The organism is Kribbella sp. NPDC104740 (assembly GCF_055583505.1).
This window is the reverse complement of record NZ_JBVJNV010000001.1, coordinates 1,865,290-1,884,948: the sequence shown is the minus strand read 5'-3', so window position 1 is coordinate 1,884,948 and position 19,659 is coordinate 1,865,290. Positions and strand designations below refer to the sequence as shown.

Here is a 19,659-nt window from a genome sequence, read left to right as displayed (position 1 = left end):
GTCATGTTCATGCTCGGTACGGGCGTACGCATCGGCGAAGCCCTGGCAGTCCTCGGCAACCAGCTCGACCTGACGACCGGCCGAGTCCAGATCACCAGCACGATCGTCCGCGTCAAGGGTCAAGGCCTCCTCAGGAAGACCACCAAGTCCAAGGCCGGCCAACGCGAACTAATCCTCCCCCTGTGGTTACTCGTAATCCTCCGACGACGCGAAGCAGCCGGTCTCCTTCGCCTCGAAGGTCCCGTGTTCGCAGACACCGACGGCGGCTATCGTGACCCCTCCAACGTCCGATGCTCCCTCCGCACCAGCCTCTCCCCTATCGGCAGCACCGCCCGCCGAGACCTGGGCCTCGCGCTCCGCACAATCAGACGCAGCACCAACATGACCCGCAAGACCGTCGCCGACACCCTCCAATGGCCGCAGACCAAGCTAGAGCTAATCGAGACCGGCCGAGTCAAGATCGACAAGCAGCTGATCAACGACCTCCTCCGCGTCTACGACGTCGCCATCTCAGCAGCTCTCGAAGTCCAGATCCAAGCGGCAATCGAGCCTGCAGGCGTCGATCTCCTTGCCTGGATCACCTCGCACGTCTTCCGCAAGACGACGGCCACGATCCTCGACAACGACGGCCAAACTGCCCGCCAGATCGCCGACCAGCTCGGCCACGCCCGCGTTTCCATGACCCAAGACGCCTACCTCGGCCGCAAGGCGGGCGATGCCAGAGCAGCCGAGGCGCTCCAGCGCGCCCTCGACCCCACCGTCGAATAGCCCAACAGAAGCCGTCGCTTGCTCCTAGCCATCTCGCGGTGCCCGGGAGCAACGACTCGAACCTCGATACCGGAGCTCTCACCTGCTCGCCAGTTGGCGCCAGGCGTCTACCCGGCGAAAGTGACGACGTTCTTCACCTGGGTAAGCGGATCGAAGTCAAGCGCTTTGGCTGTATCGCCAACCGGCCATCTGGTGATAGCGGGACCAAAGGTCGCTGGCCAGGCTTTCTCGATGACAGCGAGCTGAGCGATCGCGTCCAAAATGTGTTCATGGGCTGCGTTCACGCTTCCCAGCACTGTCTTGTTCGACTGGACGAGGGTGGAGGCGACCTCACTCACGTCGATCTGGGGCCTTGACGGCAGGCTCGGTGTGCCCAGAAGGCAGATGACTGCATTGGGCGGGGTCTGCAGAAGTGCTCTGATAATTAGATCCCCGGCTCCCGCCGCATCCACAACCACATCTGCGCCTGCAAGTGCGCTGTCTACCAAAGCGACCCCTTCTTGCTCCACTTGAATGAACTCCGCGCCTAGTTTAGATCCGAGTCGAGCGCGTGCTGAGACGGATGGAACCACGTCGAGCAGCCGCACGAGCCGATTCTGCAAGCGAAGCACGGCGGCAGTCAGCAGACCGATGGGGCCAGCGCCGATGACGACCACATTGAGGCCCCTGCCTGAACGAACCGCTTCCACCCGCTCTAGCAATTGCACCATTTTCATCACCACGGACAACGGCTCGAGTAGCACGGCGACAGGCCGGAGCTCCTCGCCGAGCCCGACCAGAGCGTTCGCCGGCGCGACCCATCGCTCAGCCATAAATCCGTGTCGGCCTCGGATACCTCGCTCGGTCCACAGGTCGTTTGTGCACATGTCGGCGCGCCCACGGAGGCACTGCGGGCATGGCAATGGATCAGGTTCACGAACCCGGCACGTCACGAGTTGACCCACGGATAAATTCACCTCGGGTGGGGCGAAGAGGACACGCCCGAGTCCTTCGTGACCCAACACCAGGTAATCGACCCCCGGGGGAGGCCTGCCTTCGGCACCGCGGACGATGTGGACATCTGTGCCGCAGACCCCTACCTCGACCGTCTCGACGAGCACTTCGCCGGGGCCCGGTTCGACTGGCTCAGGGATATCTGCGATCACAATACCTGGTGCACATTTCCGATTAAGCACGACAGCGCGCAAGCCAAGCACCCCCTTGAGGCGAGGTCAACGAGGACACCCACAGTTCATATATCAGTACTCGAAACAGGAAAGTGGGATCAGTGTATCTCGCCCCAGGACGGAGCAAACCTTCCATTGCTGACCTATCAATCATTCCGGCTTGCACCAACCTCCCTTCCGGGATAGTTTCAGAGGCTATCGGCAGCAGTTGCGACCAAACATGGTCGATCGGCGGATAGAAGGGCCGCTTGCCACGGAAGGTGATATCGGACACTAGGCTACCCGCGATCCTCTGCAGCAGAAGTTTCCCCGGCAAACTCCTGCCTGACAGCACAGCTTCGATAAAGCGGTAGTCGACGTAGGGTACCCGTATTTCCACTCCGCATGCCATTCCAAGACTGTCTAGCTGCGCCAGACCGTTCGACCGAAGGTACCCGGAAATCAGAAAGGAGCGAAATGCATCCTCGTACGAACCGCCGAGGAGTCCAGGGAAGTGGCGCATTCGGTCGCGCAGCGCCGGTTGCAGCGCCTCGCCATAGACCTGTGCACTGAGAGCACTGACTGCCCGGAACTCTGGATTCCATTGATAAGCATCGAGGTACCCGTCGGCGCGACTCCTCCCCACGGACAGGGCTTCGCGTGCCCAGGGGTACCCCCACATGACCTCGTCAGGTCCATGTCCTGTCAGCAGCACCTTGACTCCGTCGGCGCGACAAGCGGAGGCCAAAGCGAGGTAGGCCGGACCCGTCCAGTCTGCGATCGGCTCGCTCCCTTGCATCGCTCCGCGGAGCAGCAACTGATGGTAGTCCGGGAGGGAAATGACGAGTTCACGAAATTCGAGGTCGAGCGCAGCCGCAGTCTTCGCTGCATGCTCTGCTTCGTTGTGACCACCCCAGCCAAAGGTGACCGAGTAACACCGCGGTCTTGCCGATCTGCGGGCAAGATGGGCCAGCAACGTGCTATCCACGCCGGAACTGAGAGCCAAGGCGACATGGGCGTCGGCCTGTACCTGCTGGGCGACTGCTTCAGTCAGTTCCGCCGCGGCGAGGGCAGCGATCTGGTCCGTAGACTCGACTCGTCTGGGCCTCGCCGACCACCAGCGCCGAAGTCTGCTTTGCCATAACGGCGAACGTTCCAGTGTTAGGACGTGGCCGGCCGGCAGTTTTCCGACGTCGGTGATCGCGGTCCGCGGGTCGAGGAGGTATCCGAAATGGAGATACTCGTCTACCGCGGCCGGAGACAAAACGAAGTCTGGGTCATCAGCGATCAGGCTCCGGACATCGGACGAAAATTCAACGAAATCATCTGTCAGCCGGTAGACCAATGGCTTCTCACCCAAGCGGTCACGGATGAGGTGGAGTTGCTCGCGAGATGAATCCCAGAGCGCAATCGCGAAGGGACCACGAAGCTGGGAAAGGAATTCTAGACCGCGCTCTTCGTAGAGGTGCGCAATTATCTCGCCATCCCCCGCAGTCGACAATCGGTGCCCACTCCGCGTGACCATGGTACGGAGTTCCTTGGCGTTGTAGATCTCACCGTTGAAGACGACCTGGATCTGCGAATCGCAGCCACTCAGCGGCTGCGCGGAACCTTCCGGGTCGATGACAGCGAGTCGAGCACTGGCCAGCGTGATGCCAGGTCCATCCCAACTGGTGAGGTCGTCAGGACCACGATGACGCAGACGCCTGATCATCCGCAGGACCCGTCCGCGCCGATCAGGACCGGCCGACAACTCGAAGATGCCCGCTATACCGCACATATCGCGCAACTTTTGGCCATACCCCAGTAATGTAAACCCGAGTTGCCCTCAAACCTGCGCGACCGAAGTGACGGCGCATCACATGCGTCGAAGACGACTCCGCCGCGATTGATGAAGAAGTCGACTGCAAGCCGGCAGGGGTTGTCGGTGAGTTCCGGATGATCGACCGCGAGTACAACGACATCGGCTTCCTCGAGAGCGGAGGCGAGGTCCGACACGATGCGCGTCTCAGACGCGAACTCGTTGGTCGTGTGGTCGACGTATGGATCCCAAACTAGTACAGCGCCGACGTCGCAGGCGCGCGGAACCAACTCCCGGGACAACGCTCCGCCGGTGTCACCCACTCCCGCCTGGAATCCGGCCCCGATGAGCAGCATCGTCGGCCGAATGGCGCGGGCGACCTTGAGATGGCGAACCACCTTCTCTATGATCTCGAGTCGTTGCGCTCGGCTACGCCGCTGCGCGAGTCTGAGCAGCCCGTTCGAGTTGTCAACTAGCGTCATGTCGGTCAGAGCACTCAGTGCGGCGAGGTCCTTACTGAGACAGGAGTCGGTCAGTCCAGGGCGGGCTCTCAGAAGGTCACTGCTCAGCCGGGAGTCGAGGGCAACAGATCGGAGAACGACGGCACCGTCAATCCCCAAAGAGGCGCACATGCTCGCCATGTCCGCGGCGAGAACCTTATTGACCGCCAATGCCGCGTTGCTGAAGTGCTTAACTGCTTCTGCCTCGGCCACGGTATGGCGTTGAATCAGTCGGTCCGCATAGCCAAAAGAGTGCAAAAGTTGACTCATTCTGCCTGCCGCCGACGGTGAGCAGCCGATCACGACCCGATCCGGGTTGCGGATGTCCGCCAGCGCGGTCCCCTGATTCAGAAACTCCGGCCAGTATACGTACTTGTCCTGAATATTGCCGAACTGTGGGTCAGCCAATAGCTGCTCACCGACGCCAGGTAGCAGCGTAGAACGGATGACGAGCAACTCATGCCGCTCTGGCTCCCAGTATCTGCCAATAACCGCCTGAAGGATCGACAAATCGAGCGTTTCGTCACCCGCGGTTGGGACCGGCACTGCGAGGATGAGGACGGCGGGATCCGTGGACCTGTATTCAGGCCCGACGAACTGGATGCCACCGTTCGCCGACGCGCCACACAGCTCTGCGGCCAGACCAGGTTCAGCGAATGGCGGAAGCCCAACGATCAACCGGGCGAGCCTACCAACATCCGGCTCTACACCGACCACTCTATGGCCGGAGCCGACGGCCAGCAATGCGGTCGTCAGTCCAACGTATCCCTGGCCGACCACCTCGATCATTTCCATGTAGCGGACCTCGTCTCGCTCGCTACGTAGATCAACTCCGGAGGCGACGCCCGTAGACCGTCGATCTTCGTATGGAATGCCATGAAGACTTGATTCCTACTGCGCAGGACGTGCCCTTGTTTGTGTTGCTTCAGGTCTAGAAAACCTCGGATCGCAGCCTCGGTCCCCATGCCCCAGACCCCACAGCAGACAAGAGAGAGCGACTTCGGTGACCGGCAGGTGAAAAGAAAGCCGAAGTCCTCTTGCAGCCCCCCATCGGAGTCTCTCTTCGGTACGTAGGACTGGTTACCATACGATGCCGTGTGCTCGGGGTAGTTGAGCCGGAACTGAGGATGTGATCGCAGCAGCCGGCGCGACTCGAGGTTGACACTCGGTCCACCGATCGAGATGGTCAGCGAGTAGCCCGTCCGAACCGCGTCGTCAGTGGTGAAGTCGATTTTCACAGATCGGCGCACGGACCGGATTGCCAGCACGAGCTGAGCGATGCCGATACCTTCAGGCATCGGCATGATCAGAACATTGGGTGGGAACGTTGCCGCAGAGTTCTCCTCCTTCACCAAGAACTCGCCGACCCTAGCGCTAGGCAGGACGACCTGCACCCGTCGGTCGACGGGAATGAGCCGCATGAGATGCCCCATCTTCCGGGCGTATTTCGTTCGCGTGAGAAGAACTCCGATGCCGAGGCCGATCAGGGCTGATACTAGGCCGCCGACGACATTGATGGTGAGATCCTGCATCCACGCTCCCTCGCTCCGGGCTGAACGTCCAGGCCGCGCCGCCCCAGGGTTGCGAACGGGTGATGTCATCATCCGTATCCGACTGGCCTTTGGCCAGACTTCGGCCATAATTGCCGCGCCTCTGACGCTGGCACTGACAGGCCGACAGGTATCAGCGGTCGCCTGGCAATCACGACCCAGCATCCGCTGGCGCGGCGGACTCGCTGGACGCGCCTAGCACTAGCAAATTTCGCCCTCACCCAGAGGACACCACGCTGAAAGTGGTCACCGCAAACGATGGCGCGCGGTCATGCCAATGGAGATCCAAACGTTCGGTCGATATCGAAGTCCCGTTCTCAGCGATGTACTTTCCGGAATCGACTTCAACGGGTCGGCTTAATCAGGCCCATTGGATGTTCCGGGGCCTGCAGGCAGCCGACGGTGAACCGCCGACCCGCGGCCTGGCCGGGGTGTGCAACATACGGTGGGCAGAGCTGTAAGAGACACCGGGCTACGAGATCGAGGAGGCCCAGATCCTGGTGGGAGGTGACTGGGGCGGTGAGCTTTAACACCCCAGTTTCATCGCCGTCGCACAATCCGGGACCTCAACCGCACGATGGTCGCGGCCTATTGGCGAGATAGTTTCCTGCGAGCCGGACTTGTCGGTCGTCGTTGATCAGCAGGCAGAGCATCCCTGAGGTGACCAACTCCGGCCGCGATCCACTTAGGGCTGGGCAGCCTGATGGCCCGGTTGCAATGCTGCATCGCGCCGGCCAGGGTGGGCTTGTCGACGGCAGCGAGCCGGGTCATACGTCCGTCCGCCAAGTCGTCGACCTCGGTGTCGAGCGGCGACTTGGTCACCCGGCCCTGTCGTTTGGCAACGTCCGCGGAATAGTCGTAGCTGGTCAGGATGCCTCGCGCGCGGTCCCGCTCGATCAGCCTGAGCATTCGCCCTGGGCAACGTTGACCCAGAGCCGGGACCTCACCGGAGCTGGCCGGCCCGGGCGGAGTTGACCAACTCGATCAGCGGCTGGTCCATCATCACCCACCGGATTTATGCATACGCCAGCTCTTGAAGAGGTGTGGCTTAGTGTGATCTGCGCAGCTACATCGTGATGCTGCCGAGGTGATCCCCGCCGATATTTATCTGCCGCGCAGAGTCTTGCGCGCGAGCGACGATAGTCGAGGTATCACGATCGGGGCGGGCGGCCAGCAGGTACGTCTCGAGATCTGCTTTCAGCAAAGGGTCAGCGGAAATTTGATGTACGAGCAGTTCCGTCAGAGGAGACAACTGCTCAGTCTGTCCCGCTTCTAAAGCGTTCAAAGCGGATTCCGCCTGGTCATCGTCGGCCAACGCATCGCGGACGCGTTGCTTGAGGTTGGCAATGGCTGCCCAAGCTGCCTTCCCAGCCCCGCCAGCTACCTCCCCGAGGGCCTTCGCTGCGAACAGGCCGAGCGCTGCAGTGGCCAATGTCGCGGGATCCATACCTGCCCCCAACGTTCTTCAAGGTCATGTCATGTCATGTCCTGATTGGATCAGGACATGACATTGCGGCTTGAGCTAGGCAACCACACGGCGCAGGGCCTGACAAGGGCTGGGCCTCGGATGACGACTGGTGCAATATAAGGGCAAGGGCGTCAGGTCGGAGTCCGTTGAGATGCGGGCGCACGCAGGCAGGAGGTCGGGCGAACAATGGACGAAGTGCCCGAGATCGTGGCTCGCGATCACTCCCGTCTGATCAACATCGGTGGAGACCATTACGGCCCAATATTGATGAGCGCCGCCGCGAAGGCTTCCATGGAAAATTCGTTACATCAACTCCCAGACGAACCTGAAGACTTTTCCGGCCGCAGTGAAGAAGTGAAAAGGTTGGTCCGGCTGTGTGAAGCGACGGATCGTTCGATCATCAACGTCTATGGAATGCCCGGGTCCGGTAAGTCCACCTTGGTTGTACATGTGGCCAGAAAACTATCAAGAAAGATCCAAGGATCTGAGATCTACCTTGACCTTCGAACGAGAGAGGGATCGCGCATAGATCCGGAAGATGTAATCGGCGGGCTATTAGTAAGCTTGGGTGTGCCAGTAACCGAAATCCCAGAAGGATTAGGCCTTCGCTCGTCGATGCTAAGATCGATACTCGCGGTCCGAAAGTTCATCATGGTGTTGGACAACGCGGTTGATGCGGCGCAGGTGCTGCCCATGCTTCCTGGCGACGGGAACTGGACCGTATTCATTACAAGCTGGGAACCATTGGAAGCGCTTCCGAGGTGCGAGTGGGTTCACTTAGGGCGACTGGGCGTTACTGACGCTCGTAGGCTTCTGCTGCTTATCGCCGGGCGCCAGTCTGCCGAGTCGGATCGAATTGCCATATCGACTGTTCTTGATTGGTGTGACAGCCTGCCGCTCGCTCTTCGGCTCGCAGGTGCGCTAATAAGAAGACGTCCGCATTGGGAGTGGAACGAGCTTGCTACGAGGCTAGCTGAGACCGGCGCCGGCATCCCGAGCAAAGCTTCTGACGACCTTGCCGAGCAGGCGAGTTTCAGGTTGGCGTACGATGAGTTGTCGAAGGCAGGAGCGAAAGCCTTCCGACTATTGGCCCTCGCTCCCGGTCGTCAAATACCGTTCGATCTTGCTGTGGTTTTGATGGCTGGGCTCGACGGCTCCGCCGATGAAATACTCGATGAACTAATCATCCGGCAACTAATTCAGTACTCAAACCCAAAGACGCTTGAGATTCATGACCTTCTCTGGCTCTTTGCATTGCGAAAATTGACCGAATGCGATTCCGACGCGGTCCAAAGCGTCGCCGTAAACCGAGTCACGGCATGGTCAATCAAGAAGGCTGGCTCGGAATACCCGCACAAGATCCTCAAAACACACACCCAGGTTCCGTCACTGACGGCGGAGCGTTTCCTGGACTTGAGATCGACCTATATAACCCGGACGGTCCGTATGAAGTCTCGGGAAGACTACCTGACTAATCTCGAAAGCGTCTTCCCCGTTCCGCATCGCCGCCTCGTGCTCATAGCGGAAGGCGGGACCGGCAAGACGACCCTCGTGAATTGGGTTTGCGTCAGCTCAGCGGAGGAATTGGTTGCCCAGCGTCCGGTGTCGATCCCGTTCCTGATTCTTGCTCGCGAAATACATGCTCATGCAACCGAGGTTGCCGACCTCGCCACTGTTATTCTGAAGGTCCTTCGCCACCGGTATCGTCACGAATTAACGCGGGAAGGGTTACATCAGCTCTTCTTGGCAGGAAAGGCAACTCTGATAGTCGACGGCCTGGATGAGGTCGTCGACATTGAGTCTCGCCTCGCGCTAATCTCGGCGATCGATCGATTCGGGGGGCTCTATTCATCGGCGGCGATACTCGTCACGACTCGTCCGTACATTGGCCTGATGAATGAATTGAACGGATTCACCGCAGTGGGCCTTGAGCCGCTCACGAGTGATGAGACTGCGAGTTATGTGTCGAACTTCCGACTTGGACGCCCGGAGGTAGCGGAGCAGTTTTCGGTCGAATACGCGGGACTCAAAGTCGAAACCGCGGAAATCGCGGCCCAATTGGCAACTCCTCTGGGCCTGCAAATGATGCTTCGATTGTATTTAGAGCGAGGCGTTTTTCCGCGCGACTACTATGAACTCATCGAGTTGTCACTGGGCAATTGGTTGATGCGCGACATGACGCGAGGCATCAGCTCGGAATTGCCAGCATCTGCGATTGCAGTAATGCTCGAGAAAGTCGCATACCGAATGCAAGCCAATTCAGATTCTCGGAATGTTGTTTCGCTTCCGGATCTTTCTGCTATAGTATCGGGCCTGAGCTTGCTGGGCACGCGGAAGATTCTCGAAATCATCCGGTACCGTGTTGAGATATTCTCGGAAATTGGCTCCGATGGCGATGGGCAGCCACTATTCGCCTTTACCCACAACGTCTTTCGTGAGTATTTGGCAGCGCGCTATTTGGCGCGGGGACCGACACGATGGATGATATCGACTGTAGCGAAGATATGCGACGACCCGGCATGGAACGGAGTAATCGGTATATTGCTGACCCGATTGAAGCGCTGGCGCGGATCACGTGAGGCGACGGATCTCCGCGACGCCCTGGATCAAGTACATTCAGGTGGCAGCCCGAATCCAGGATCGTAGGGCACACGGCCAAGATTCTGTTTCGTTGGATTGACGACAAACACATCCGGGCTGGGACGGACGACCAGGTCGTTGGAGGCCGGCGCTGCTCCACGCGGGGTGTCATTCGTGAGCCGCTGAGGGATGCCCGGGGTCGAAAGCACTACATGTCGAGCCCGGCGAACGGATTGCATGCCCTTCGGCACTACTACGCAAGCATCACTCTGGCCGATGGGGTCAACATCAAAGAGTTGGCTGAGCACCTCGGTCGCGGGAGACCCCGGCTTCACCCTCCAGCTCTACCCCCACATGTTGCCGTCGTCGCATCAGCGGGCGCCGAAGGCCATGGACTCCAGGTTGGCCCGTTTCTTCTCTCTCTCAGATCTCACGAAGCAGGGTCGGAACAGGGCCCCGGCGGTTTCGTTGGGGCCGCTTCTTTTTCTGGTGCTTACCAGGTTCCCCGGGCTTGCCCGGTTCCTCCAGCTGGCGCAACTCGACCACGTCCCTTCGGCATGGGCCTCGTCATCTGAGTGCGATCGAGGCGATCAATACGCGGTCGATCACACCACCGTCAGCGTCTGAGCCTCCAGGTCCAACTCCAGCTGCCCCGCCCCTTCCCCGCGGAGCTTCCACCAGGCCCGATAGCCGGTCAGGATCGCATGCTCCCAGTCCGCCGCTCGACAAGCGCCGACCTCGAGATGCGCCGTCATCTGACCGATGGTGGTCAACAGCTCGTGATCGATCCGTGTCACATCACGGAGGTACCCGTGGCGCGCGGCGTAGGAGAAGACGAGAGCGGAGATCCCCTCCTCGATCGCAATGGCGCGTCCGCCATCTTCCATCTCGTCGAACTCGGACCGACTCCTGCGCTTGCAGCCGAGTAGGAAACGACTCACCGGCGACCAGCCGAGCACTGCCGCATGCGCCAGGTGGAACACGTCGTGATAGCGGTAGTCGTCGTCGACCCGCGAGGCGTTCGTCAGCGGATCTCCGGCCGGCGTCCCGTCAGCCCTGGTGACCGTGACGACCTCGCGGCCATCTTCGGCTACCGTCGTCGCGAACGTCACGACAGTCTTCCGCGGCAGCTGCTCATGTGCCGGAAAGTCATCATCGAAGAACGATCTCTCCGACAGCGGCGTCGTGCGCCATCGGTCCTTGATCTTCTCGATGCTGGCGACCGCGATGTCATCCAGCGACAGATCGCATCGGTGGGCCAGGGCTGCGACGTACCAGAGAACGTCCCCCAGCTCCTCGCGCATCTGCCCCTTGCCCTGCTCGAAGGCCGCGCCGTCACGCAACATCTTCTTGTAGATCGTCGCCACCGATCCTGCCTCCCCGGCCAGGCCTAGCAACGGGACTGTGACCGGATCCGTTCCCTCAGCCGCAGGCTGGAGGGTTTTGACGGCTGCCTGCTGGTACCGGCTGAACTCCATTGATCCTCCTTGTCGGATCTGCCGACATTGTTGTTGGATTTCTCGACTCCTGTCGTATACTAGGACATGTCGTCGGAAAACAAGACAACGAGGAGGAGATCTGAGCACCCAGGTCCCTACCGCTGAAGAGATCACCTCGGTGATCATCGACTTCCTGGCGGAGCTGCTGGATCAAGACCCGTCGCAACTGCAGTCCGAGCTCGTCACCGCGGGCGCAGAGTTGCCCGTCGACTCATTGCTGATCGTTGAGATCCTCACCCGCCTGGAAGAGCACTTCGGCATCAGCATCCCAGCCGATGCCGAGGCTGCGCGCTCAACACGATCGGTCCGGACTTTCTCCCGGACCGTTCTCGACACGATCATCGAAGGGCAGCAACCATGACACCTCCATCGTCAGACCCCCGATCGCGCGACCCGGAGCTCGAGCGTCTGGGTGAACGGCTCCGCACGAAGCGCGACTACCTGGGGATGTCGCAGCAGTACGTCGCCGACAACACCGGCATCCCCCGCAGCGCGGTCAGCGACATCGAACGCGGTGCCCGCCGCGTCGACAGCCTCGAACTCAAGAAGCTTGCCAGGCTCTACCGCCAGCCAGTCTCGTGGTTCCTTTCCGAGGAGAACGAGCCCGACATCGGTGAGCACGTACTGGCCGGCCTCCCGCGAGCACTGTCCGAACTCACGGAGGGAGACCGGCAGGAAGTGCTGAACTTCGCCCGGTACCTGCACTTCAAGCAAGTAGCCGAGCAGCAGGACGACAGCAGTTCGGAACCAGAGGGGTAGCCAATGGATTGGAATCTCGCGCATCGCATCGCCGGGATGGCGGCCAACCAAGCTCACCGCGACCTCGAGATCGACCGTACGACGTACGTCCCCGTCCACCGCGCCTTGCGCTCCGCCGGCCTGCAAGGGATCGCCAAACCGATGCCGCGGCTGTTCGGGGTCTACTTCTCCCCCGCGGACAGCGGACCTGCTGTCCTTCTGAATGCCGGGCTGGACATCACCAACCAGCGCCACACGGCGGCCCATGAACTCGGCCACCATCGTCTCCATCATGCCACCGCGGCCGACATCGAGCTCGACCGATCGATCACCTGGGGCGACCGCAGCTGGCCGGATCACGAGAAGACCGCCGAAGCGTTCGCAGCGTGGTTCCTGATGCCACAGCCCGCCGTTCGTGCTGCAATCGAACGCATCGCCAGCAACCGAGCTCTTCAGCCCACGCACGCTTACCTCATCGGTCGGGCGCTGGGAACGTCCTACGCGGGGACGGTGCGTCAACTGCTCAACCTCAGGCTGATCTCACGTGTGACAGCCGGCCAGTGGACTTCCATTCCCCCGTCCAAGCTCAAGCGGAAGCTGACCGGAGGGAGACCAGTCTCAGGTACGGCGCACGTCCATGTGATCCTGCCCAGCACCGTCGATCAGATCTTCCATGTGGATGTCGGAGACATCCTCGTCCTGTACATCCCCGACGCTCAGTTCGACATCGTGCCGGAGCTCGCCGCCTGGACCGAGCTCGGACGGGCCGGGTATGCCCCGGCGGTCACGGTGACCGATGAGCTGACCGCGAGTTGCACAGTCGATCTGCACACGTCAACGGCCAACGAGCCGCTGACACTCCGGCTTGTCCGGGAGTCCGTCCGAAGCGGAGACGACCGAACCTGGCCGTGACGGTCCTGTCGGCCTCCCGAGATCCTAGGAGTCGCCATGCACACATTCGTCGTTGAGCAGCCCGACATCACTGCCGCCTGGATCGCGGCGTGCAACGAGCTGGACAGGAACGAAAATCCGGACCACAGCGCCTACCACACGGTAGTGCGCATCACCGACCCGAGCCGCGACGATCTAGCCTTCCGAGCCGACCTCGACCGCGTTCGTGAACGCGCGCTGAAGGCCGACGACTACTCGCCGACCGAAACGGTAGCCAACACCATCTTTCCCAGGGCATTGGCCGCGTCGAGCGAGAGCCATGCGGATCTGGTGAAGCGCTACCGAAGCATGTACGCCCGCGTCCGGCGATTCCCGAAGAACCAGCGCGACACCTACTTCGGCCGGCTGGTCGCTTACCCCGGCCGGGGAGACAAGCCTCCCGTCGATCAACTGGGAAGGGTGATCGAGCGGCTCAAGAATGAAGCAGCTGGACCAGGTCCGAAGACCGCCGCGTACGAGGTTGATGTCGCCGACCCAGCCGTCGACGGCGGACCCACCGAAGATCCAATCGTGTCGCTGGACGCGCATGTGCATCGCGGTGGCCACGACAACTACACCCGCGGCTTCCCTTGTCTGAGCCACTGCTCGTTCCAGCTCGAGAAAGGCCAGACGGTCCACCTGACCGCGTTCTACCGCTATCACTACATGGTGGACAAGGCGTACGGGAACTACATCGGCCTCGGCCGCCTGCTCGCACATGTCGCAGGTTGCGCAGGCCTGCAGGCCGGTACGCTGACAGTCATGGCCGGCTACGCCCGACTCGAGAAGACCAAACTGGTACGGCCTCTTCTCCGGCAGACTGAGCCGATGATCTCCTTCTAGAGGTTCAAGCCCCACTTGGGTGGGAACCACGCTGTCAACGCCTCAGGGTCGCGCCGGTACGTTTGCTTGATTCGGCTGCGACCGCTGAGGCCTTGCACCTCCGGGTGTGCGACTCTCGCATATTTGTCAACCTCGCAGAACAGGTTCTGGCAGTCGATCAGTTGCAACGGTCTGCCTTTCAAGCCCGCAAACGACAGTCCAAGCCGCTCGAAGTGATCGGCCTGGGAGTCAGCCATGTAGCTGATGATGTCAGCCTCGATGCCGTCCGCGGCCGGTCCGAAGCACTTGCGAATACCATCTCTCGCGCCAGGTCCAGGTACCACGAAGTCACTTTCGAAGAAGGGCATCTCGTCGGCGTAGTTCAAGTCGATCAAGTACTGGTACGCCAGGAACGGCCCGATCGCAGGGTACCCAAGCAGGACCTCGTACGCCTGTCTCATCGAAGGCGCGGTCAGAACGCGTTCTGGCGCAGCTGAGGTCATCATCAGCTCCAGCAACCGTAAGTGATTGCGGTGCTTGCGGTCGGCACCCAAAGCCGGCGGCGGGACGATGTAGGCCGCGGAGTACAGCCGCTCGTTCCTGGAGAACGCTTCCGAGAGCACATCGTCGTAGCGCCGGTAGTCGTAGTCCTCCCACAGCACCTGGCCGAGAACGGTGGTCAACAGGCCCCAGGTCGACTGCTTGTTGAAGACCTTGAACAGCATCGTGCGGAAGAAGACCTCTTCCCACGCAGGCGATCCGCTGTAGACGACGTCGGTGAGAAGTGTCTGGCTGACTCGATCGGCCGCGCGAAAGCAGTTCGTGAACCGATGCTGAGTGAGGATCGGGTCATCGGTCCACGGCTGCGGCTTCCCTGCGAGCCGCGACTCGTAGACCTGTTGTCTCGCTGCCGCAAATCTCCAGTAGGTGTCGAAAACCGGCGTCGTACTCAACGTGCGACCGGCCACCCGCACCCGGGGTGACCCACCCAGGCGATCCGACTTGTCTCGGTTCTGCAGCATCACCGGCATGCTTGACTATATAATCTTTATATAGTCCTTGTCACGAATGGAGGCGCGTGGACAAGCTGTGTCATCAAGCTGAGCGACGGACAACTTCCATCGCCTGGCCTCGCGACGTGGACGATCGCCTCAACATGCTGGTTCGGCTTGCCGCTCTGGCCGGCGAGCGGACCTCACGCGTGGAGATCCTGGCGGCGATGGTCAGCGCCGTGGAGACAGACCCGGAGGCGCTAACAAGCCTTCTGCACTCCTACCGCCAACTCTCGGCAGATGCTCTTGCCGAACAGAACGAACGCAATGATCTGCCTGTGATTCGCACATCAGGTCGGCGTCGGTCAACCAAGTCGAGTTGAGACGCGCTGCCAACGACCGGTAGCCATGAGATCCAACACACGTGTAATCCCAAGCAGACCTCACGACACACGGTTGCTCGATCGGTAACAGTCGCCTAGCGGCTCGCGTGTGTCGACTACCAATATGGGTCCAACGAACACGGTTCGATCAAGATCGACGACCACGGCAAGCCGTTCGAATTCACTCCGCTGAGGCGCAGGCAGTCCGGTCGGCTCTGGACCGTCAACTCCAGCGGTAGTCACGTCAACGAGGTCGATGCCCGCACCGACGACACTCCGGTGGCAAACTGTTGAGCCTTCTGAAGGCTGCAGGCCAGCCTTTAATGAGGCGTGACGGTTGATCTCCCAGGTCTCCTCCACCCGGAGCAGGCCCCCACCCGACGTGATGCAGTTCTTAGGCCAACACAGCAAGGAACCCAAGGTCGCGATTAAGGTACCGGAATGCCGCCGAGGTAGCACGTCACCGGCTTCTTCGACCCGGCGTTCACTCTCGACTACCTCCGTCGACCCGCCGAGTAATCAGCAGTCCTCAGTGTCGTGCTCCACGTAAATCAGTAGTCAATTCGAAGCCTGGGGGAACGATGGCATCACCCGAATATGTGCGTAGCCGTGCGGCCGCTCGAAGGGAACTCCGGTCCCTCCGAGCCGCTGCCGGTGAACGGCAGCACGGGGCAGGCTGGCCGCACTGGACTCTCGTCGTAACTAGCATCGTGACCCTGATGGTGGCGACCCTCAGCGCGGTAGTCAGCCTGACGACCGCCAGTTCATCGGCCGACGAGGTCCGCCAGCAGGAAGGCCGTGAGAAAAAGGCCGCTCTGTACGCCGCATACCTCAGTGCCGTCAGGGCGATGGACACAGCAGCCGATAACGCGACCATTTCGGTCGATCGCTACCTGAGGAACTCACGTAGGCCCTCGGACACAGTGGGGCGAGCGGACGCACTCGACGAACTCGGCAAAGAGCTCGGCGTGCTTCGTCCAGCCTCAGAGGAGTTCTTCAAGCAAGGTGATCAGGTCTTCGTCTACGGTAGCGACACCGCCTACGAGATCCACATCCAGCTCACGCAGGCCTTCTCCAAGGAGAACAGCGATCTCAAGGCCGCCCTCGGCCGAGCCTCCACCGTCGAGGCTCTCATCAAGGTCGAAGGACCCGAACTCCTCCGCACATTCAGAGAGCGTTCGGCGACCAAGGCCGCCGTCGCACGACTGGTCGCCAAGTTCCAGCTCGCCTTCTGCGGAGAAGTGTCGCCAACTCCGCGCGACGGTTGCAAGTGAGCCGCGGCGCGCTGGGACGCCGCCGGCCCCATATGCACCGCCCTGCAGCGGTTCCCCGGACGAGAGCGCCTGAGCGGCCGATCGCCGAGACCGGCTTCCCACGTCACCACTCAACTGGAGCGATGCGGCGAACATGAAACAGATCGCTGCTTCTGGGCGATTGACCAGAAGAGACCCGCCTACGGGCGCGGGAGGTACATACGGGGGGCGTCGATGAAGAAGCACGCGATCGCATCAGTGGTTGTGGTGGGCCTGGTGTTCAGCAGTTGTACTGGGAGATCCGGGAGCCCCGACTCGGGAGGATCAACATCGCCGTCCCCCCGGAGCCAGGCGACCAACCCTGACTGGCAGGTGGATGTACCTCAAGAACTGAAGGGTCACGAGATCGAGGTTGATGAGACCCCGGAGGCGCCAGCCAGCGGCTGGGGTTCGGTGCCTGCCGGAACTCAGCGAGGTGGCTCCGCAGTGGAGATCCGGATCAGCGGAGACAGTTTGGAGGGACGGAGGGCCACTCTTTCTCGTCGTCTCAGCAGGCCCGCGCCAAGTGATCGTTCGATTGCTTTGGCCTATCTATCCGAAGAGACGGGATTCTGGACTCCCGTCGTGACCACACTGAGCGCTGATCGCCAGACCCTAACAGCGCAAGTTGACCACTTCTCGCTGTGGGACGACCTGACTGCCACGATCGGCGATGTCACTGGTAACCGCGGCAAGCCGCCCATCTGCACAGGCAACGTCCCTCGGTGGGCGGGCGAGATCGTGTTCCTCGATGACGCGAACGCGCCGCTCCGGAGCTGTGCAGGATCCGATCCGCAGCATCCCGAGTTGCTAGTCGTCAAGGTCTCGAACAACCGAGGATATGGATTCGGACTTCAGACGGCAGTCTCGCCGGAGTGGGCCTGGTCGTCTCCAGGAGGTTTCTCTGGTCCTGAGAACTTCCTCACCTGGGGAATAGCGGCGGGCTTGTCTCTGCCGGAGACAGCCCGTCGAGCACTGGTGGGCGGCGCGTTCCTTCCTCCAGGTGGCGAATTGCATCTCGGTTTCAGCGAATCTCAAGTGCGGAGCATTGGTAACCGCGCCCTCCTCTCGGCCACCACAGATCTGACGTATGTCATAGCAGGCGTAGCGTACAAAGCAATCGTCGGCGGTCTTGGAAAGGGCAACGAAGCCGTTGCCGCGGCCGCCAGCCTGCTCGCCGCCTGGCAATGCCTCCACGACTTCGGGAGATCGAGGGACTGGGAGAGCGTCAGGACGGCGGCCTATGAGTGCGCGGTCTCGAACTTTGACGACGTCAGGAACTTGATCGTCGACCTCGGCAGTCGTCTACCGGTGAGCGAAGCAAGCCTCGGCGCCGCCGCAGCGGCTGCCCAGAGGGCCTTGATGGCGATCTTCGCGTTCTCCACGGGATTCACACTCGGCGAGTACCTGTCCGATCTTCGACTGGATCGCGCAGCGTACGACGTACGAGTGTTCCCGCGACCGGTGCCTCGCACCCTCGATCTCACCCTCGCCCCCGGTCGCCTCGGCACCCTGAAGATTGGCATGACGGGCGCCGAAGCAGTGCGAACGGGCTACATCAGGCGGGCTTCAGGCGAGATCTGCGGACGAATGTACGACAACAGCGCCGCGCTGGAACGGCTCGTCGGCGAGCAAAGCGTCTACCCGGACTTCCGGTTCCGAGACAACCCGGATGATCTCGATGCCATCCTGATCAAAGGACCACAGCCCAGGACAGCGGACGGCATCAAGATCGGTACAACCCTCAGCCGGCTTCGAAGCACCTACGGCTCTCGACTGGTCGACATTGGGCCAGATCATTTTCTGGATCCCACCAACACCGAGCCGGACTACGCCCTCTTCGACGGGCAGGGAGCGTTGATCTTCGGCATAGGAGAAGAGGGCGGGGAGAAGTTGATCTCGTGGATCTGGATCACGAGCGGTTCCAATCCCCAGACGATCTACCGCCCGTTCGGTGAATGCTGAGCAATACTCCTGATCGTGGAGAATGAGGGTCGTCCGATCGCGAAGCGGCACCACACTGTGCCGCAGTTCTACCTGCGCAGATCCGCCGACAGCGACAAGACCGCGACTCTGCGAATCCCCGGCGCCAGACGAAGGTCACATCGTCGGGACACCAGTGGTGGAGACCCTTGACTTTGTCTGATGTCTCCAGGCTTCATGTTCCCCTACCGGTCCGGAGATGCTGATCGAATCAATGGGGGATCGTGAGTGAACATGCGAAGGACGGATCGCTGACCGAGGCCGCGCTGCGGGATCGCCTAGCTACTGACCTCAGCATCGTCGGACCCGGACTTGAACTGATCGAGGTCGAGTTTTCGCTGGCGAATGCTGATGGCTCCGGTGGATCGATCGACATCCTCGCCCGCGACCCGGCTGGGCTCGTCGTCATCAAGCTAAAGAAGGCAGACCAAACTGCCCGTCAAGCCCTTCACGAGCTCGGACTCGATCCAAGTGAGCGTCCTAGCGCTGACTACATAGAGTGTCTGAGTGTCAAGTGACGGAACTTATTCACAGGCCGCTTGAACAGGATCGTTCTTCTAGGGGATCGTGCTTCCCATGTTCAGGTCAACGCACCACTTAGCGCACCACTCTCAACGATCACTGACGACGACCGTCCACCAGTCCCAACAAGTCATACTTGGAGAACGCGCAGGTCAGGACCACTTTCCGCAACGATTGATCGGCGATGACAATCGCGGGACGCAAATCAGCGGGTTCGGGGTTCGAGTCCCTGGCGGCGCACATCAAGCCCAGGTCACGTGAGTGATCTGGGCTTTGTCGTTGCTGGGGTCCTCTTGGGGTCTGGTTGGCGCGGGCTGAGCGTCTTGGTACGGGTGCGGTACGGGCAGGGGTGCGTCGGCGTACGGATCTAGCCTTGCGGCGAGGTTCGCGGGCGGGTTCGGGCTGCTCAGGAGGATCGATGAAGAAACGTGCGCTGAGGACTGCGGTGGGGCTTGCGGCGGTGCTTGGGGACTCATGGTCGCCGGTCCCGCGGAGGTGGGGGGGACGGGGTGGTGTCTGTTCGGGTGTACACCGCGGGGTCGTCCGGTAGTGGCGGGCTGGCGCGGGCGGATGTCGACTTCTTCTCGGCGAAGGTCATCAAACGGTGACCGGGTCGGCGCCGGTGGCCAGGGCAGGGCTGCGGGTGTGTGTGTCTACAGCTGGGCCGGCGACCAGCGGTGCAAGGA

General features: G+C 61.2%; 17 protein-coding genes. 10 read left to right on the top strand and 7 right to left on the bottom strand.

The genetic code is table 11. From position 1 onward, the window contains the following. Window positions 1-3: 3 nt before the first annotated feature. Window positions 4-768, top strand: a complete 765-nt coding sequence (locus ACZ6Z4_RS08820) for a tyrosine-type recombinase/integrase (protein ID WP_465560075.1) — start codon at window positions 4-6, stop codon at window positions 766-768. 107 nt (window positions 769-875) lie between these two features. Here the strand turns inward: ACZ6Z4_RS08820 and ACZ6Z4_RS08815 are convergent, their stop codons facing one another. The 5 genes from ACZ6Z4_RS08815 to ACZ6Z4_RS08795 all read right to left on the bottom strand — a co-directional run bounded on the left by ACZ6Z4_RS08815 (window position 876) and on the right by ACZ6Z4_RS08795 (window position 7,211). Next, a complete protein-coding gene (locus ACZ6Z4_RS08815; RefSeq protein ID WP_465560621.1) occupies window positions 876-1,868 on the bottom strand; it encodes an alcohol dehydrogenase catalytic domain-containing protein in 993 nt (330 codons plus the stop codon). Window positions 1,869-1,935: 67 nt separating this feature from the next. Further along, the gene (gene asnB / locus ACZ6Z4_RS08810) at window positions 1,936-3,693 is read right to left on the bottom strand and encodes an asparagine synthase (glutamine-hydrolyzing) (RefSeq protein WP_465560072.1); all 1,758 of its coding nucleotides are present in this window, start codon (window positions 3,691-3,693) and stop codon (window positions 1,936-1,938) included. Continuing rightward, window positions 3,681-5,009 carry a nucleotide sugar dehydrogenase gene (locus tag ACZ6Z4_RS08805; RefSeq protein ID WP_465560069.1) on the bottom strand — a complete coding sequence of 443 codons (1,329 nt, stop codon included), beginning with the start codon at window positions 5,007-5,009 and terminating at the stop codon, window positions 3,681-3,683. The genes asnB and ACZ6Z4_RS08805 overlap by 13 nt, the downstream gene beginning before the upstream one ends. Next, entirely contained in the window at window positions 5,000-5,746 is a 747-nt protein-coding gene (locus tag ACZ6Z4_RS08800; protein WP_465560065.1) for a hypothetical protein, read from the bottom strand. The genes ACZ6Z4_RS08805 and ACZ6Z4_RS08800 overlap by 10 nt, the downstream gene beginning before the upstream one ends. Before the next feature lie 1,084 nt (window positions 5,747-6,830). Further along, a complete protein-coding gene (locus tag ACZ6Z4_RS08795; RefSeq protein WP_465560062.1) occupies window positions 6,831-7,211 on the bottom strand; it encodes a hypothetical protein in 381 nt (126 codons plus the stop codon). Window positions 7,212-7,427: 216 nt separating this feature from the next. Here ACZ6Z4_RS08795 and ACZ6Z4_RS08790 point away from each other — a divergent pair, with 216 nt between their 5' ends. Then, window positions 7,428-9,878, top strand: a complete 2,451-nt coding sequence (locus tag ACZ6Z4_RS08790; protein WP_465560059.1) for an NACHT domain-containing protein — start codon at window positions 7,428-7,430, stop codon at window positions 9,876-9,878. A gap of 539 nt (window positions 9,879-10,417) precedes the next feature. Here ACZ6Z4_RS08790 and ACZ6Z4_RS08785 read toward each other — a convergent pair. Beyond that, a complete protein-coding gene (locus ACZ6Z4_RS08785) occupies window positions 10,418-11,290 on the bottom strand; it encodes a MazG nucleotide pyrophosphohydrolase domain-containing protein (RefSeq protein ID WP_465560056.1) in 873 nt (290 codons plus the stop codon). 139 nt (window positions 11,291-11,429) lie between these two features. On the opposite strand from ACZ6Z4_RS08785, the gene ACZ6Z4_RS08780 reads away from it, so the two are divergent. Genes ACZ6Z4_RS08780 through ACZ6Z4_RS08765 form a run of 4 tightly spaced genes read left to right on the top strand, consistent with a single transcriptional unit; the run spans window position 11,430 to window position 13,822 of the window. Further along, window positions 11,430-11,672 (top strand): acyl carrier protein, encoded by a 243-nt coding sequence (locus ACZ6Z4_RS08780; RefSeq protein WP_465560053.1) that lies wholly within the window; start codon window positions 11,430-11,432, stop codon window positions 11,670-11,672. Then, window positions 11,669-12,070 carry a helix-turn-helix domain-containing protein gene (locus tag ACZ6Z4_RS08775; RefSeq protein ID WP_465560050.1) on the top strand — a complete coding sequence of 134 codons (402 nt, stop codon included), beginning with the start codon at window positions 11,669-11,671 and terminating at the stop codon, window positions 12,068-12,070. The genes ACZ6Z4_RS08780 and ACZ6Z4_RS08775 overlap by 4 nt, the downstream gene beginning before the upstream one ends. Before the next feature lie 3 nt (window positions 12,071-12,073). Further along, the gene (locus ACZ6Z4_RS08770) at window positions 12,074-12,961 is read left to right on the top strand and encodes an ImmA/IrrE family metallo-endopeptidase (RefSeq protein WP_465560047.1); all 888 of its coding nucleotides are present in this window, start codon (window positions 12,074-12,076) and stop codon (window positions 12,959-12,961) included. A 36-nt stretch (window positions 12,962-12,997) separates the two neighbouring features. After that, window positions 12,998-13,822 carry a thymidylate synthase family protein gene (locus tag ACZ6Z4_RS08765; protein WP_465560044.1) on the top strand — a complete coding sequence of 275 codons (825 nt, stop codon included), beginning with the start codon at window positions 12,998-13,000 and terminating at the stop codon, window positions 13,820-13,822. On the opposite strand, the gene ACZ6Z4_RS08760 is transcribed toward ACZ6Z4_RS08765, so the two are convergent. Further along, window positions 13,819-14,832, bottom strand: coding sequence for a nucleotide kinase domain-containing protein (locus ACZ6Z4_RS08760; RefSeq protein ID WP_465560040.1), 1,014 nt, complete (start codon window positions 14,830-14,832; stop codon window positions 13,819-13,821). The genes ACZ6Z4_RS08765 and ACZ6Z4_RS08760 overlap by 4 nt on opposite strands. Before the next feature lie 107 nt (window positions 14,833-14,939). Between ACZ6Z4_RS08760 and ACZ6Z4_RS08755 the strand changes: the two genes are divergently transcribed. The 4 genes from ACZ6Z4_RS08755 (at window position 14,940) to ACZ6Z4_RS08740 (ending at window position 18,969) form a co-directional block, all read left to right on the top strand. Further along, on the top strand, window positions 14,940-15,176 hold the full coding sequence (locus ACZ6Z4_RS08755; RefSeq protein WP_465560036.1) for a hypothetical protein: 237 nt from the start codon (window positions 14,940-14,942) through the stop codon (window positions 15,174-15,176). Window positions 15,177-15,886: 710 nt separating this feature from the next. Further along, window positions 15,887-16,450: a hypothetical protein gene (locus ACZ6Z4_RS08750; protein WP_465560033.1), complete on the top strand. Its 564-nt coding sequence runs from the start codon at window positions 15,887-15,889 to the stop codon at window positions 16,448-16,450. A gap of 603 nt (window positions 16,451-17,053) precedes the next feature. Continuing rightward, window positions 17,054-18,433, top strand: coding sequence for a hypothetical protein (locus tag ACZ6Z4_RS08745; RefSeq protein ID WP_465560030.1), 1,380 nt, complete (start codon window positions 17,054-17,056; stop codon window positions 18,431-18,433). Window positions 18,434-18,675: 242 nt separating this feature from the next. Continuing rightward, entirely contained in the window at window positions 18,676-18,969 is a 294-nt protein-coding gene (locus tag ACZ6Z4_RS08740) for a hypothetical protein (RefSeq protein WP_465560027.1), read from the top strand. Window positions 18,970-19,659 lie beyond the last annotated feature (690 nt).

Excerpts from the sequence above, each read along its gene's own strand:
- ACZ6Z4_RS08820 (WP_465560075.1), top strand. The coding sequence starts at position 4 with ATGTTCATGCTCGGTACGGGCGTACGCATCGGCGAAGCCCTGGCAGTC.
- asnB (WP_465560072.1), bottom strand. The coding sequence starts at position 3,693 with ATGTGCGGTATAGCGGGCATCTTCGAGTTGTCGGCCGGTCCTGATCGG.
- ACZ6Z4_RS08805 (WP_465560069.1), bottom strand. The coding sequence starts at position 5,009 with ATGGAAATGATCGAGGTGGTCGGCCAGGGATACGTTGGACTGACGACC.
- ACZ6Z4_RS08800 (WP_465560065.1), bottom strand. The coding sequence starts at position 5,746 with ATGCAGGATCTCACCATCAATGTCGTCGGCGGCCTAGTATCAGCCCTG.
- ACZ6Z4_RS08795 (WP_465560062.1), bottom strand. The coding sequence starts at position 7,211 with ATGGATCCCGCGACATTGGCCACTGCAGCGCTCGGCCTGTTCGCAGCG.
- ACZ6Z4_RS08785 (WP_465560056.1), bottom strand. The coding sequence starts at position 11,290 with ATGGAGTTCAGCCGGTACCAGCAGGCAGCCGTCAAAACCCTCCAGCCT.
- ACZ6Z4_RS08775 (WP_465560050.1), top strand. The coding sequence starts at position 11,669 with ATGACACCTCCATCGTCAGACCCCCGATCGCGCGACCCGGAGCTCGAG.
- ACZ6Z4_RS08770 (WP_465560047.1), top strand. The coding sequence starts at position 12,074 with ATGGATTGGAATCTCGCGCATCGCATCGCCGGGATGGCGGCCAACCAA.
- ACZ6Z4_RS08765 (WP_465560044.1), top strand. The coding sequence starts at position 12,998 with ATGCACACATTCGTCGTTGAGCAGCCCGACATCACTGCCGCCTGGATC.
- ACZ6Z4_RS08760 (WP_465560040.1), bottom strand. The coding sequence starts at position 14,832 with ATGCCGGTGATGCTGCAGAACCGAGACAAGTCGGATCGCCTGGGTGGG.